At 70.5% G+C, this 13,738-nt stretch carries 15 protein-coding genes; 6 read left to right on the forward strand and 9 right to left on the reverse strand.

The features are described 5' to 3' along the window. Positions 1–247 (forward strand): hypothetical protein (locus AB4039_RS34715; RefSeq protein ID WP_442272622.1); only part of this gene is annotated, 247 nt, incomplete at its 5' end. Positions 248–468: 221 nt separating this feature from the next. Here AB4039_RS34715 and AB4039_RS34720 read toward each other — a convergent pair. Next, positions 469–1,110 (reverse strand): DNA-3-methyladenine glycosylase, encoded by a 642-nt coding sequence (locus AB4039_RS34720; protein WP_266838310.1) that lies wholly within the window; start codon positions 1,108–1,110, stop codon positions 469–471. 116 nt (positions 1,111–1,226) lie between these two features. Between AB4039_RS34720 and AB4039_RS34725 the strand changes: the two genes are divergently transcribed. The 3 genes from AB4039_RS34725 (at position 1,227) to AB4039_RS34735 (ending at position 3,243) form a co-directional block, all read left to right on the forward strand. After that, a complete protein-coding gene (locus AB4039_RS34725; protein WP_030233564.1) occupies positions 1,227–2,009 on the forward strand; it encodes a sporulation protein in 783 nt (260 codons plus the stop codon). Between the two features lie 47 nt (positions 2,010–2,056). Then, positions 2,057–2,590 carry a YbhB/YbcL family Raf kinase inhibitor-like protein gene (locus tag AB4039_RS34730; RefSeq protein WP_442272623.1) on the forward strand — a complete coding sequence of 178 codons (534 nt, stop codon included), beginning with the start codon at positions 2,057–2,059 and terminating at the stop codon, positions 2,588–2,590. 149 nt (positions 2,591–2,739) lie between these two features. Next, the gene (locus AB4039_RS34735) at positions 2,740–3,243 is read left to right on the forward strand and encodes an HNH endonuclease (protein WP_030233558.1); all 504 of its coding nucleotides are present in this window, start codon (positions 2,740–2,742) and stop codon (positions 3,241–3,243) included. A gap of 39 nt (positions 3,244–3,282) precedes the next feature. Here AB4039_RS34735 and AB4039_RS34740 read toward each other — a convergent pair whose 3' ends face one another. The 4 genes from AB4039_RS34740 to AB4039_RS34755 all read right to left on the reverse strand — a co-directional run bounded on the left by AB4039_RS34740 (position 3,283) and on the right by AB4039_RS34755 (position 6,537). Beyond that, positions 3,283–4,059: a sulfite exporter TauE/SafE family protein gene (locus AB4039_RS34740; protein ID WP_442272635.1), complete on the reverse strand. Its 777-nt coding sequence runs from the start codon at positions 4,057–4,059 to the stop codon at positions 3,283–3,285. A 96-nt stretch (positions 4,060–4,155) separates the two neighbouring features. Next, positions 4,156–5,130 (reverse strand): SPFH domain-containing protein, encoded by a 975-nt coding sequence (locus tag AB4039_RS34745; protein WP_266838313.1) that lies wholly within the window; start codon positions 5,128–5,130, stop codon positions 4,156–4,158. Positions 5,131–5,215: 85 nt separating this feature from the next. Continuing rightward, positions 5,216–5,644, reverse strand: coding sequence for an NfeD family protein (locus AB4039_RS34750; protein WP_266838314.1), 429 nt, complete (start codon positions 5,642–5,644; stop codon positions 5,216–5,218). A 92-nt stretch (positions 5,645–5,736) separates the two neighbouring features. Further along, complete coding sequence (locus tag AB4039_RS34755; protein ID WP_030233549.1) at positions 5,737–6,537, reverse strand: ABC transporter ATP-binding protein; 801 nt, start codon at positions 6,535–6,537, stop codon at positions 5,737–5,739. Positions 6,538–6,672: 135 nt separating this feature from the next. Here AB4039_RS34755 and AB4039_RS34760 point away from each other — a divergent pair, with 135 nt between their 5' ends. Next, entirely contained in the window at positions 6,673–7,446 is a 774-nt protein-coding gene (locus tag AB4039_RS34760) for a hypothetical protein (RefSeq protein WP_442272624.1), read from the forward strand. A gap of 147 nt (positions 7,447–7,593) precedes the next feature. Here the strand turns inward: AB4039_RS34760 and AB4039_RS34765 are convergent, their stop codons facing one another. From AB4039_RS34765 to AB4039_RS34775, 3 genes are all read right to left on the reverse strand, one after another. Continuing rightward, positions 7,594–7,839, reverse strand: coding sequence for a chaplin (locus tag AB4039_RS34765; protein WP_442272636.1), 246 nt, complete (start codon positions 7,837–7,839; stop codon positions 7,594–7,596). A gap of 140 nt (positions 7,840–7,979) precedes the next feature. Then, positions 7,980–8,639 (reverse strand): response regulator, encoded by a 660-nt coding sequence (locus tag AB4039_RS34770; RefSeq protein WP_266838316.1) that lies wholly within the window; start codon positions 8,637–8,639, stop codon positions 7,980–7,982. Further along, complete coding sequence (locus tag AB4039_RS34775) at positions 8,632–9,774, reverse strand: GAF domain-containing sensor histidine kinase (protein ID WP_442272625.1); 1,143 nt, start codon at positions 9,772–9,774, stop codon at positions 8,632–8,634. Before AB4039_RS34775 ends, AB4039_RS34770 begins: the two co-directional genes overlap by 8 nt. A 493-nt stretch (positions 9,775–10,267) precedes the next feature. On the opposite strand from AB4039_RS34775, the gene AB4039_RS34780 reads away from it, so the two are divergent. Beyond that, the gene (locus AB4039_RS34780) at positions 10,268–10,921 is read left to right on the forward strand and encodes a transglycosylase SLT domain-containing protein (RefSeq protein ID WP_266838318.1); all 654 of its coding nucleotides are present in this window, start codon (positions 10,268–10,270) and stop codon (positions 10,919–10,921) included. Between the two features lie 94 nt (positions 10,922–11,015). Here AB4039_RS34780 and AB4039_RS34785 read toward each other — a convergent pair whose 3' ends face one another. After that, positions 11,016–13,559 (reverse strand): FHA domain-containing protein, encoded by a 2,544-nt coding sequence (locus tag AB4039_RS34785; RefSeq protein WP_266838319.1) that lies wholly within the window; start codon positions 13,557–13,559, stop codon positions 11,016–11,018. Positions 13,560–13,738: the final 179 nt, after the last annotated feature.

Raw genomic sequence — 13,738 nt, forward strand, 5'->3', positions numbered from 1 at the left:
GTATCAACTTCTGGCGTTGATTTTTGGCACGCTGTTGAGTTCTCAAGGAACGGAYGCTTCCTTTGTACTCACCCTCTCGGGCTTTCCTCCGGGCTTTCGTTCTGTGTTCTTGCGTTTCCGACTCTATCAGACTCTTTCGTGTCCGATTTCCTCGGCGCTTTCGAGGTTCTGCGCTTTCGCGCTTTCCCTTTCCGGCGATTCCAACCTTACCAGATCATTTCCGCGCCGTTTCCGGTTCTGGATTTGAATTCGGTGACCGTTGGGGGGTCGGTGCCTTTCGGCGCTCCGCTACGTTAGCGCTTTCCCCTTCCGACTCATAATCGAGTCGACGGGCAGGGAATTCGGGCATGCCGAATAGGACCCCGCCAGGGGTAAGTCGTAGGTAGTGGTTTCGCCGTTCTGGGGGTCTGCGAAGGCAGTACCCCGTTCAAGCGGCTCGGGCTACGTTAGGCGTCCGTCACGGCCGAGTCAAGTTGGGCGGCGGCGCGGCGCGTGGGGGCGGTAGGGGCTCACCGTCGGGTCGCCGGTGAGCCAGTAGCGGTAGGGATGGGCGGCCCCCGCACCGCCGACCCCCGTGCGGGGCCCGTTGCTCACCAGGTCGGGCGGGGTGGCGGTGCCGGCGAGGAGGGACAGGGGGGAATCGGGGCCGGCGCAGAGGTCCGTACCGTCGAGGGAGCGGTCGACGTCGAGGGCCGTGGCCAGACGGGCCGGACCCTTGGCCAGTTCTCGGGGGTTCCTGGCGGAAAGTCGACGTTTTGCTGCGAGATCGGCGCCCACCGTGATCTCCCCGGCGCGCAGCAGGACCCCGCTCGCGTGGCCGGGCGGGCCGCACACCAGGTTGAGGCTGAACCACATGCCGTAGATGAAGTAGACGTACGCGTGTCCGGGCGGGCCGAACATGGACGCGTTGCGGCCGGTGCGGCCGCGGTAGGCGTGGGAGCCGGGGTCGGCCGCGCCCTCGTAGGCCTCGACCTCCGTGATGCGCAGCTCCACGGGGCCGTCCGGGGTACGGCGGACGAGGATGCGGCCCAGCAGGTCGGGGGCCACGGTGAGGACCGGCCGGTCGAAGAAGGACCGGGGCAGGGGCGTACGGTCGGGGCGCGCGCTCATCCGGTCGAGCGTAGTGGAACGGGCGCCCGTGCAACCGGGGCCTAAGGTTCCGCGTTGGTAAGGGGTAGGCGCGACGTAGTCGCCAGTCCTTAGATCCGTATCAGGGGAGATTGAGCATGGGGTTCAGGAAGCTGTTCGCGAGCCTGGGTGCCGGTGGTGCTTCGGTGGACACGATCATCACCGAGCCGAACGTGGTGCCGGGTGGGATCGTCCAGGGCGAGGTCCGGATCCAGGGCGGGTCCGTGGAACAGCAGATCGAGGGACTGTCCGTCGGCCTCCAGGCGCGGGTGGAGGTGGAGGGCGGCGACCACGAGTACAAGCAGGACGTCGTCTTCACCAAGCAGCGCCTCGGCGGTGCCTTCCAGGTGCAGGCCGGCGCACTGCACGTGGTGCCGTTCGGTTTGGAGATCCCGGCGGAGACGCCGATCACCCACTTCGGGGGCCAGCACCTGCACGGGATGAACATCGGGGTCAGCACCGAGCTGGAGATCGCGCGCGCGGTGGACGCGGGCGACCTCGACCCGATCAACGTGCACCCGGTGCCGGCGCAGCAGGCGATCCTCGACGCCTTCCGGCAGCTGGGCTTCTCGTTCCGCAGCGCGGACATGGAGCGCGGGCACATCCGCGGCACCCGGCAGACGCTGCCGTTCTACCAGGAGATCGAATTCCTGCCGCCGTCGCAGTACCGCGGTCTGAACCAGGTGGAGCTGACCTTCGTCTCGGACGGCCGTGAGATGGACGTCGTGCTGGAGATGGACAAGAAGCCGGGCCTGTTCAGCGAGGGCAGTGACACCTACCGCTGCTTCCAGGTGGGTCTGCAGTCGTACGAGGGAACGGACTGGGCCGCGTACCTGAACCAGTGGATCGCGTCGGTCGGTTCGCAGCGCAACTGGTTCTAGGCTCGGGCCCGTACGCCCGTACGCGTTTCCCCTCAGGAGGTACAGCAGTGGCCGAACAGAACAGGGCTCCCCTTCCGCACGCTTTCCACCCGGAGGTGCATTCCTTCACGGTGACGAGCGACGACGTCGCACCGGGGGCCGATCTGCACGCGGCCCAGGTACTGACGGGCAAGAACGTCTCGCCGCACCTGCGGTGGGAGGGCTTCCCCGAGGGGACGAAGAGCTTCGCGGTGACCTGCTTCGACCCGGACGCCCCCACGGGCAGCGGGTTCTGGCACTGGGTGCTCTTCGACCTGCCGGTCTCGGTGACCGAGCTGCCGGCCGGTGCGGGGAGCGGGGACTTCGCCGGGCTGCCCGAGGGGGCCGTGCACGCGCGGAACGACTACGGCACGCGTGACTTCGGCGGCGCCGCTCCGCCGCGCGGGGAGCGGCACCGGTACGTGTTCACCGTCTACGCGGTGGACCGGGAGCAGCTCGGGCCGGACGAGGACTCGTCTCCGGCGGTCGTCGGTTTCCATCTTCGGTTCCACGCGCTCGGCCGGGCCCAGCTGATCGGTGAGTACGAGGCTCCGGTGCGCTGATCGTTCTCTGCGTGTTCGCCCGGTCCTGGTCTAAAGACGGCCAGGACCGGGCATTTTTATTGCGTTGTCCCGCGTGGCGCGCGCGGCCAGAGTGGTTGCGGGCCCTGCCGCCGGGGTGGTCGCGGGCCTGCACACGGGAGGTGGGCGAGATGCGGGACACGCTGGTACTGAACGCGAGCTTCGAGCCGTTGTCGACGGTGACGCTGAACCGGGCTGTGGTCCTGGTGCTCCAGGACAAGGCCGTGGTCGAACAGTCGCATCCCGAGCTGCGTGTGCGTGCGGCCACCATGGAGTTGCCGATGCCGCGGGTGATCAGGCTGTGCAGGTACGTCCGGGTGCCCTTCCGAAGACATGCTCCCTGGTCACGGAGGGGGGTGTTGGTCCGGGACCAACACCGGTGCGCGTACTGCGGGAAGCGCGCGACGACCGTGGACCACGTACTCCCGAGGGCGCAGGGCGGTGGGGACACCTGGCTGAACACGGTGGCCTCCTGCGCCGAGGACAACCACCGCAAGGCGGCGCGGACTCCTGAGGAGGCGGGGATGCCGTTGCTGCGCAAGCCCTTCGTCCCGTCTCCGGCCGACGCGATGCTGCTCGCCCTCGGGGTGGGCGGGCAGGACGGGCTGCCCGAGTGGCTCGGGCGTAGCGCCTGAGCCACTCGTCCGCTGGGCGGCGTATTCCTCGTACGCCGTTCAGCGGAGGAGGAGCTGGACGATCGCCAGGATCCCGACCGTCACGATGACGGCGCGCAGGACGGTCGGCGGGAGCCGCCGGCCGACCTTGGCGCCGATCTGGCCGCCGATGGTGGAGCCGAGGGCGATGAGGACCACGGCCGTCCAGTCGAACTCGGCGACGAAGAGGAAGAAGACGGCCGCGATGCCGTTGACGAGGGCGGCCACGACGTTCTTGACGGCGTTGATCCGTTGCAGGTCGTCGTGGAGGAAGAGGCCCATCAGCCCGAGGTAGAGGACGCCCTGCGCGGCGCCGAAGTAGCCCCCGTAGGCGCTGGCGAGCAGCATGCCGGTCATGAGGACCGGGCCGCCGTCCGGGTGGGCGGTGTCGCTGCCGGCGGCTTCCTGGCGGCGGCGCACGGCCGCGGCGAGGCGGGGCTGGAGGACGACGAGGACGAGTGCCAGGCCGATGAGGACGGGCACGATCGTGTCGAAGGAGTCCGACGGCAGGTTGAGGAGCAGGATCGCGCCCGCGAGGCCGCCGACGAGGGAGACCGCGCCGAGGCGCAGGACGCGGGCGCGCTGGCCCCGGAGCTCCTTGCGGTAGCCGAAGGCTCCGCTGAGGGAACCGGGCACCAGGCCCAGGGTGTTGGACACGTTCGCGGTGACCGGGGGCAGTCCGGTGGCGAGCAGCACCGGGAAGGTGATCAGGGTGCCGGATCCGACGATGGTGTTGATGGTGCCGGCGCCGATTCCGGCGGCGAAGACCGCGAGTGATTCCCAGACGGACATGGACATGGACATGGACGGAGCCATCCCCTTTGCGTGAGTGAGTCGCCTCCCCGCCATGAAGGTCGAGGGGCCTCACTGATCATGCACGAGGGGAGGGCGGCGTCAGTCGATGGGGGGCTGTTCCCGGCGGTCCTTCGCACTGTCGGCCCCGGGGGCGCCCTTGCCGGGGGCCTGGGGGTTGAAGCCGCTCGAACCGCCGCCCATGGGGCCGAAGTTGCCCATGGCTCCGGAGAGGCCCTTGAGGGCGTCCCCGATCTCGCTCGGCACGATCCAGAGTTTGTTGGCGTCGCCCTCGGCGATCTTCGGGAGCATCTGGAGGTACTGGTAGGCGAGGAGCTTCTGGTCGGCGTCGCCGGCGTGGATGGACTCGAAGACCGTACGGATGGCCTGGGCCTCGCCCTCGGCCCTCAGCGCGGCGGCCTTGGCCTCACCTTCGGCGCGGAGGATGGAGGACTGCTTCTCGCCCTCGGCGCGCAGGATCTCGGACTGGCGGACACCTTCGGCCTGGAGGATGGCGGCGCGCTTGTCGCGGTCGGCGCGCATCTGCTTCTCCATCGAGTCCTGGATGGAGGTCGGCGGCTCGATCGCCTTGAGCTCGACGCGGTTGACGCGGATGCCCCACTTGCCGGTGGCCTCGTCGAGGACTCCGCGCAGGGCGGCGTTGATCTCCTCGCGGGAGGTCAGCGTCCGCTCCAGGTCCATGCCGCCGATGATGTTGCGCAGCGTGGTGACGGTGAGCTGCTCGATGGCCTGGATGTAGCTGGCCACCTCGTACGTCGCGGCGCGGGCGTCGGTCACCTGGTAGTAGATGACGGTGTCGATGTTGACGACCAGGTTGTCCTGGGTGATGACCGGCTGCGGCGGGAAGGGGACGACCTGCTCGCGGAGGTCGATCCGGTTGCGGATCGAGTCGATGAACGGGACGACGATGTTGAGGCCCGCGTTGAGGGTGCGGGTGTAGCGGCCGAACCGCTCGACGATGGCTGCGCTGGCCTGCGGGATCACCTGGATCGTCTTGACCAGGGCGATGAAGACCAGAACCACCAGGATGATCAGGACGATGATGATCGGTTGCATGCGGTTCCCCGTGCCCTTCCGGCTGTCTGTGCTGCCCCGTTCAGCGGAGTCTCGCAGACCCCGGGGCCGCGGGTGGGCTGCTTGCTCACATGACGACCGCGGTCGCCCCGTCGATGTCGACCACGTCGACGGACTGACCCGGTTCGAAACTGCTGTCGACGTCCAGGGTGCGGGCGGACCAGACCTCGCCCGCGAGTTTGATCCGGCCGCCGCTGCCGTCGACGCGTTCGAGGACGAGGGCGGATCGGCCCTTCAACGCCTCGATGCCGCTGCGGTGTTGGGGCCGCTGGTCCCGGTGGCGGTTGGCGATCGGCCGGACGACGGCGATCAGCGCGACCGACACGAGGACGAAGACCAGGACCTGGGCCACCGCTCCCCCGCCGAGGGCCGCCGTACCGGCGGCCGCGAGCGCGCCGACGGCGAACATGCCGAACTCCGGCAGCGCGGTCAGGACGAGCGGGATGCCCAGTCCGGCCGCGCCGATGAGCCACCACACCCACGCGTCGATGTTCACATCGTCATGGTAGGTCGGGTGGGTGCGGTCCGGACAGGGCGCGAGCGCGGGCACGCGCCCCGGGCCGGCGGCGGATCGGGGCTCTACAGCGCTCAGCGCAGCGGCAGGCCCTGGGCGGTCCAGCGGTCGTGGTCGTTGCGCTCGACGACCAGCGGGAGGCCGAAGCAGAGGGAGAGGTTGCGCGAGGTCAGTTCCAGGTCGATGGGACCGGCGGTGACGACCTTGCCCTGACGGATCATGAGGACGTGCGTGAAGCCGGGGGCGATCTCCTCGACGTGGTGCGTGACCATGACCATCGAGGGGGCCATCGGGTCGCGGGCGAGGCGGCCGAGGCGGCGTACGAGGTCCTCGCGGCCGCCGAGGTCCAGGCCAGCGGCGGGCTCGTCGAGGAGGAGGAGCTCGGGGTCGGTCATCAGGGCGCGGGCGATCAGGGTGCGCTTGCGCTCGCCCTCGGAGAGGGTCCCGAACTTCCGGTCGAGGTAGTCGCTCATGCCGAGGCGGTCGAGGAAGGCGCGGGCGCGCTGCTCATCGACGTCCTCGTACTCCTCCTGCCAGGTCGCGGTCATGCCGTAGGCGGCGGTGAGCACGGTCTGCAGGACGGTCTGCCGCTTCGGGAGCTTGTCGGCCAGCGCGATGCCGGCCACGCCGATGCGCGGGCGCAGCTCGAAGACGTCGGCGCCGGGCTTGCCGAGGGTGCTGCCGAGGATGGTGGCGGAGCCCTTGGTGGGGAAGAGGTAGCTGGAGGCGAGGTTCAGCAGCGTGGTCTTGCCGGCGCCGTTGGGGCCGAGGATCACCCAGCGCTCCCCCTCCTTCACCGACCAGGAGACCTGGTCCACCAGAGCCCGGCCCTCGCGGACCACGGATACGTCCACCAGCTCCAGAACATCGCTCATGAGCGTGTTGTCACCCCTTGCAGTCACGGTTCTCTGTGCGCGCCTGTAGGCGCGGCCCCAGGGGAAAACCTACGCCACTCTCGGAGGGCCACGGGCGCCAGGCCGGGTCCGGCGCCGGATCCGTAGAGTGGGGGGATGCTTTTCGAACCACGTTCAGGGCGGCTGGCCGCCTGGGGGAACGCTCTGCTGGCCGGTCAGGTCTCGCCCGACGAGGCCGCGCTGTCGATCGTGGGCGAGGACGCCGTGCACCGGGTGGCCGGGCTGCCGGGGGAGGCGGGGCCGGTCGGGCTCACGCTGGCGCTCGGGCGGCTGCGTGCGCTGGGGGTGAGCGGGCTTCGGGTGGCGCTGCCGGCGCCGGGGCATCCGCTGGGGCTGAGCGGGCCGCCGGAGTTCAACGCGCGGGCGCTGGAGGCCGAGGAGGCCGTGGTGTGCGCGGGTGCGGCGCTGGGTCTGGTGCCGGAGGTGACGGAGGCGGGTCCGGCCGGTGACGTGCACGTCTCGGTGCTGTGGCAGTGCCTGCCGGTGCGGGAGGCCCCGCCGGCGGACGTGCCCTCGCTCGGGGAGGCCGAGCGGGAGCTGGCGGAGGCGCTGCGCGAGGCGACGGTGGTGCTGACCCGGCTGGACGTGGCGGGGTCGGGTCCGGTGGCGGAGGCGGCGCTGTCGGCGTACCGGGCGCGGGCGGAGGCGGGCCGTGACGTGCTGGCGCCCGGGTACCCGGCGCGGGCGGTACGGGTGCTGGCGCTGGCGCAGCGGGTGGACCTGATGGTGTCGCTGGCGTACGAGAACGGGCACGGCGGTGCGGTGGCCGCCTCGGAGATGGCGGCGCGGGCCGAGGCCCTGCGGCCGGTGGAGCGGGTGGCCCGGCGGGCGCTGGTCGCGGCGTACAACGCGGCGGTCGAACAGCGGTAGCCCGCCGCGGGCCCGGGCGGTCGCGGAACGGCTGCGGGCCGGTCGCGGGCCGGGTGCGGCACGGCCCCGCTTCCCGGGGAGAAGGGGGAAGCGGGGCCTGCGGGGTGCGGCCGGCACCCCGGGGGGTGCGGGAGCCGGCCGGGTGCGTCAGGCGTTGACGCCGTTGTTGCCGAAGGCGGGGTTGAGCAGGCCGATCACGTTGACGGTGTTGCCGACCACGTTCACGGGGACGTGCACGGGGACCTGGAGCAGGTTCCCGGAGGCCACGCCGGGCGAGTTCAGGGCCTCGCCCTCCGCGGACGCACCGCCGTGCGCCGAGGAGACACCGGCGCCGGCGGCGACGAGGCCGCCCGCGATCATGGTGGCGGCTGCGGCCTTCTTGAAGTTCTTCACGTTCTCGTCCTCCAGTACGTCTGCCGCGACCAGCCGTCGCGGCACGTGCTGGAGAACGGCGCCCCGGCCCGTGGGGATACGCCATGTGGGCTACATACACCCGACCGTATGAATCTCCCTTGAAGGGATTGTCGTTCCGGTCAGTCCGCGAGGCCGTGTCTGACCGCCCACAGGGCGGCCTGCGTCCGGTCGGAGAGGTCCAGTTTCATCAGGATGTTCGACACGTGCGTCTTGACCGTCTTCTCGGAGAGGACGAGCGCCCTGGCGATCTCCCGGTTGGAGCGGCCGTCCGCGATCAGGCCGAGGACCTCGCGCTCGCGGTCGGTCAGCGCGCCCGGGCGGCCCGCCGCGGCGGGCCGGTCGTCCTGGGCGGCGAGCAGGGCCTCGGCCACCTCCGGCTGGAGCAGGACGTGGCCCGCGTGCACGGAGCGGATGGCTCCGGCGAGCGCGTCGGGGTCGATGTCCTTGTAGAGGTACCCGGCGGCTCCGGCCCGCAGGGCGGGGACCACCGTCCGCTGTTCCGTGAAGCTGGTGACGATCAGGACCCGCGCCGGGTTCGCGAGCCCGCGCAGTCTGCGCAGGGCCTCGATGCCGTCGGTGCCCGGCATCTTGACGTCCATCAGGATCACGTCGGGCCGCAGCTCCTCGGCACGGGCGATGCCCTCCTCGCCGTCGGCGGCCTCGCCGACCACCTCGATGTCCTCCTGGACCTCCAGGAAGGTGCGCAGGCCGCGCCGGACCACCTGGTGGTCGTCGACCAGCAGGACGCGGACGCGGTGACGGCCGGGAACCTCAGCCACCGGGTACCTCCATCTCGATCGTGGTGCCCCGACCGGGCTCCGAGAGGACGTCGAGGCGGCCTCCGGCCCCGCTCGCCCGGTCCCGCATGGAGACCAGCCCGAGGTGGCGGCCCGCCTTGCGGACGGTGGGCGGGGAGAACCCCCGGCCCCAGTCGCGCACGCGCAGCAGGGCGCCGCCGGCGGCGGTGCGGGCGAGGGTGACCTCGACGCGGTCGGCGCCGGAGTGGCGCAGGGCGTTGTGGAGGGCCTCCTGGGCGACGCGCAGGAGCGCTTCCTCCTGGGACGCGGGCAGTGCCCGTACGCCGTCACAGGTGAAGGTGACGGCCGCGGTGTGGGCGCGGTCCAGGACACGGACGTGGTTGCGCAGGGTGGCAACGAGGCCGTCCTCGTCCAGCGCGGCGGGCCGCAGCTCGGTGACGGCGGCGCGCAGCTCGTCGGCGGCCTCCGCGGCCAGTACGGCGACCTCCTGGAGCTCCCCCTTGGCCCGGGCGGGGTCCCGGTCGACGAGGGCGGCGGCGGCCTGCGCGGTCAGGCGCAGGGAGAACAGCTTCTGGCTGACGGCGTCGTGCAGCTCGTGGGCGAGGCGCGAGCGCTCCTCGGCGATGGTCAGCTCGCGGCTGCGCTCGTAGAGGCGGGCGTTGGTGAGGGCTATGGCGGCGTGCTGGGCGAGGAGGGAGAGGAGTTCCTCGTCCTCGTCGGTGAAGCCGCCGGGGCCGCTCCCGCCTCGTTTGTTCGCGAGGAAGAGGGCGCCGAGGGTCTCCTCCCCGTCCCGGATGGGCAGGCCGAGGAAGTCGGACATGTCGGGGTGGGCGGCGGGCCAGCCCCCGAAACGCGGGTCCTGGCGCACGTCGGCGAGCCGCTCGGGCTCCTCCTGGTGGAGCATCGCGGCGAGGATGCCGTGCTGGCGGGGCAGCGGGCCGATGCGGCGCCACTGTTCCTCGCTGATGCCGTCCACGRCGAACTGGGCGAAGCCGCCGTGGTCGTCGGGGACGCCCAGGGCCGCGTACTCGGCGTCCAGCAGTTCCCGGGCGGAGGCGACGATCGTCCGCAGGACGTCGTGGACCTCCAGGCGGCGGCTCATGGCGAGCAGCGCGCTGCTGACGGCCGCCAGTCCCGAGCGGGGTCCGTTGTGCATGGGGCCACCGTACCGGCGGCCCTGACCTGCGGGATCGGGCTTCGGGCGTAGGACCGGGGCCGGAGCCGGTCAGCCCGGGGGCGGGGGTGAGGGGGCTACCCGTCCACCCAAAGGAGGAGGCGGCGGGGGGCTTGCCCCTCCTCACGGTGGAGGGCGGTCACACGGTGCATTGCTGGTGCAACTCTGGGTGAGACCGTTACGAGGCCGATGTGAGCCCGCGCATAGGACGCACATCACTTACGAAGCCGCCTAGTGGACGCGTAAAGACGCTGTCAGTGCGGGCGCGCCTTGCGCCGGGGGCCGCATCCGGGCTCCGGCCGCAGGGGCTGATCCACTAAGCGGGATCGTACGTCACACCTTTGCCAGGCGATTTTGCCGCCGCTAAGAATGTCGACGTCGCCCAGCGCCGCCGGATCCCGGATCCTTGCGGCGCTGTCCTGGCACCGCCCCTTGATTCCCCACGGGGTGCCCCCGTCGAAGAGGTTGCCCCGCCATGTCTGCTTCCAGCACTCCCGGTCACAGTCGTCTGACGAAGGCACACAAGCTCTCCCTCGCCGGTGTCGCCACGCTCGGCGCCGCCGCCCTCGCCTTCTCCCTCGTCCCGGCCGGTGCCGGTGACGGTGCCGCCCAGGCGCGGCCGGAGGCGGTCGTGTCCGTGGCCCCCGTGGCGTGGACCCAGTCGGTGAAGCAGAACCTCAACGCGCAGCACCTCGTCGCCGACCAGAAGGCCAAGGACGCCGCGAAGGCGAAGGCCGAGGCGCAGGCGAAGAAGGACCGCGAGCAGAAGGCGGCGGCGAGCCGTTCCACGGTCCGCACCCCGATCTTCGCGAACAACCTGGACGGCTGGATCAAGGAAGCCCTCTTCATCATGAAGAAGGAGGGCATCCCGGGCACGTACTCCGGCATCCACCGCAACATCATGCGCGAGTCGAGCGGCAACCCCCGCGCGATCAACAACTGGGACATCAACGCCCAGAACGGCATCCCGTCGAAGGGCCTGCTCCAGGTCATCCAGCCGACCTTCGCGGCGTACCACGTCAAGGGCACCAAGTTCGACCTGTACGACCCGGTCGCGAACATCGTCGCCGCGTGCAACTACGCCGCCGACCGCTACGGCTCGATGGACAACGTGAACAGCGCCTACTAGGCACCGCGTACCCCCATGCGCCTCAGGGCGGCCCCCGGACTTCCGGGTGCCGCCCTGAGGCGTTCGCGTGCGGGGTGCGCCCCCGCCGGCCGCGCTACTTGCGCATGACCTCGGGCTCGTGGCGGCGCAGCAGCCGGGCCACCGCGAAGCCGCAGATGACGCCGAGGGACACCAGGACGAAGATGTCCACGAACCACTGGCCGGTGGTGTGGTCCCACAGCGGGTCGGTGTTGGTGGGGTTCTGCATGTCCCACGGCGCCATGAGCTTGCCCAGGTTCAGGGTGGTGCCGGCGGCGCCGATGGCCCAGCGGGAGGGCATCAGGTAGGCGAACTGCTCCAGGCCGATCTTGTCGTACAGCTGGAACAGGATGCCGGTGAAGACGACCTGGACGATCGCGAACATGACGAGCAGCGGCATGGTCTTCTCGGCGGTCTTCACCAGCGAGGAGATCACCAGGCCGAACATCATCGCGGTGAAGCCGAGCGCGGTGACCGAGATGCAGAGCTCGACGGCCGGGTTCATGAACAGGCCCTCGGCCGGCAGCTTGCGCGGGGTGAAGGCGATGGCGCAGATGATCACGCCCTGGATGGCCGTGATCAGGCCGAGGACGATCACCTTCGACATGAGGTACGCCGACCGGGACAGGCCGGTCGCGCGCTCTCGCTCGTAGATGACGCGTTCCTTGATCAGCTCACGGACCGAGTTGGCCGCGCCCGAGAAGCACATGCCGACCGCGAGGATCAGCATGATCGTGCCGGCGTCACCGTTGAAGCGGCTCGGCGGGGTCGGCGGGGCCAGGCCGAACTTCGCGGGGATCACGATGGAGACCACGCCCAGGACGGCGGGCAGCAGCAGCATCAGGGCGAGGAAGCCCTTGTCGGAGGCGATCACCGAGGTGTAGCGGCGCATCAGCGTCCACAGCTGCGATCCCCAGGCCTGCGGCTTCGGCGGGATCATCTGCTGCGGCGGCATCGCGACCTGCTGCGGGGCGACCGCGTCGAGGTCGGCGGCGTAGAGCTGGTAGTGCTGCGAGCCCTTCCAGCGGCCGGCCCAGTCGTAGTCGCGGTAGTTCTCGAAGGCGGAGAACACGTCGGCCCAGGTGGTGTAGCCGAAGAAGTTCAGCGCCTCGTCCGGCGGGCCGAAGTAGGCGACGGATCCGCCCGGCGCCATGACCAGCAGCTTGTCGCAGAGCGACAGCTCGGCGACGGAGTGCGTGACGACGAGGACGGTGCGGCCGTCGTCGGCGAGGCCGCGCAGCAGCTGCATGACGTCGCGGTCCATGCCCGGGTCGAGGCCGGAGGTCGGCTCGTCCAGGAAGATCAGCGACGGCTTGGTGAGCAGCTCCAGGGCCACGGACACGCGCTTGCGCTGACCACCCGAGAGCGAGGTGATCTTCTTGTCCTTGTGGATGTCGAGCTTGAGCTCGCGCAGCACCTCGTCGATGCGGGCGGCGCGCTCGGACTCGGCGGTGTCGCCCGGGAAGCGGAGCTTGGCCGCGTACTTCAGGGCGGTGCTGACCTTCAGTTCCTTGTGCAGGATGTCGTCCTGCGGGACCAGGCCGATGCGCTGGCGGAGCTCCGCGAACTGCTTGTACAGGTTGCGGTTGTCGTAGAGGACGTCGCCCTCGTTGGCGGGCCGGTAGCCGGTCAGCGCCTTCAGCAGGGTCGACTTGCCCGAGCCCGAGGGGCCGATGACACCGATCAGCGACTTCTCCGGGACGCCGAAGGTGACGTCCTTGAGGATCTGCTTGCCGCCGTCGACCGTGACCGTGAGGTGGCGGGCCGAGAAGGAGACGTCACCGGTGTCGACGAACTCCTCGAGGCGGTCGCCGACGATCCGGAAGGTGGAGTGGCCGACGCCGACGATGTCGTTCGGGCCGAGCAGGGTGCTGCCGGACTTGGGCAGCGGCTGGCCGTTGACGTAGGTGCCGTTGTGGCTGCCGAGGTCGTGGATCTCGAAGCGTCCGCCGGTGGAGCGGAACTCCGCGTGGTGGCGCGAGACCTGGAGGTCGGAGACGACGAGCTCGTTCTCCAGGGCACGGCCGATGCGCATGACGTGGCCGACGGCGATCTGGTGGAACGTCGTCGGGCTGCGGTCCCCGCCGTGGGCGGCCGGGGCGGCGGACTGCGCCGGACCGCCCTGCTGCTGCGGTACGTACGGCTGCTGCGGCGGCTGGTGCTGGTGCTGCGGCGGCTGGTGCTGCGGTTGGTGCGGTTGGTGCTGCTGAGCCTGGTGGTGCTGCTGCTGATCCCAGGCCTGCTGCTGGACCGGGGCCTGGTAGGCCGGGGCCTGCTGCTGGGCGACCGGGGCCTGGTAGGCGGGCTGCTGCACCTGCTGCTGTGCGGCGGCGCCGGTCGGATTCAGCCGCGGCCCGTCGGTCGCGTTGCCGAGGTGGACCGGCGTGCCGGGCACGAGTTCGGTCTGCTGGACCCGCGCGCCGTGCACGTAGGTGCCGTTGGTGCTGCCGTGGTCCTCGATGACCCAACCCCGGCCGTTCCAGGCGATGGTGGCGTGCCGCCACGACACCCGGGCGTCATCGATCACCACGTCTCCCTGGGGATCACGCCCCAGCGAGTACGACCTGGACGGATCGAGCGTCCAGGTCCTTCCATTCAATTCCAGTACGAGTTCCGGCACTCCAGCCCCACTTAGGTCCCCCGAGAATCCCCCTGATGCCAGGGAGTCTAGGGATGGCGAACATCCGGGGGAACTATTTCAGGCCTTCGGCCACATGTGGAATCGGGGCCTTGTGAGGGCGTCCGCGTAGGCCCGTTGACGGGGTCGAAAGCCACCCGGAGAGTGAGATAGGGGACTTC

This window comes from Streptomyces sp. M-16, from assembly GCF_052114405.1.
GTDB lineage: Bacteria > Actinomycetota > Actinomycetes > Streptomycetales > Streptomycetaceae > Streptomyces.

Bases quoted from the DNA above. Each gene is read 5' to 3' on its own strand.
- AB4039_RS34725 (WP_030233564.1), top strand. From the start codon at position 1,227: ATGGGGTTCAGGAAGCTGTTCGCGAGCCTGGGTGCCGGTGGTGCTTCG.
- AB4039_RS34755 (WP_030233549.1), bottom strand. From the start codon at position 6,537: ATGAGCGATGTTCTGGAGCTGGTGGACGTATCCGTGGTCCGCGAGGGC.
- AB4039_RS34780 (WP_266838318.1), top strand. From the start codon at position 10,268: ATGTCTGCTTCCAGCACTCCCGGTCACAGTCGTCTGACGAAGGCACAC.
- AB4039_RS34760 (WP_442272624.1), top strand. From the start codon at position 6,673: ATGCTTTTCGAACCACGTTCAGGGCGGCTGGCCGCCTGGGGGAACGCT.
- AB4039_RS34740 (WP_442272635.1), bottom strand. From the start codon at position 4,059: ATGTCCATGTCCGTCTGGGAATCACTCGCGGTCTTCGCCGCCGGAATC.
- AB4039_RS34735 (WP_030233558.1), top strand. From the start codon at position 2,740: ATGCGGGACACGCTGGTACTGAACGCGAGCTTCGAGCCGTTGTCGACG.
- AB4039_RS34720 (WP_266838310.1), bottom strand. From the start codon at position 1,110: ATGAGCGCGCGCCCCGACCGTACGCCCCTGCCCCGGTCCTTCTTCGAC.
- AB4039_RS34745 (WP_266838313.1), bottom strand. From the start codon at position 5,130: ATGCAACCGATCATCATCGTCCTGATCATCCTGGTGGTTCTGGTCTTC.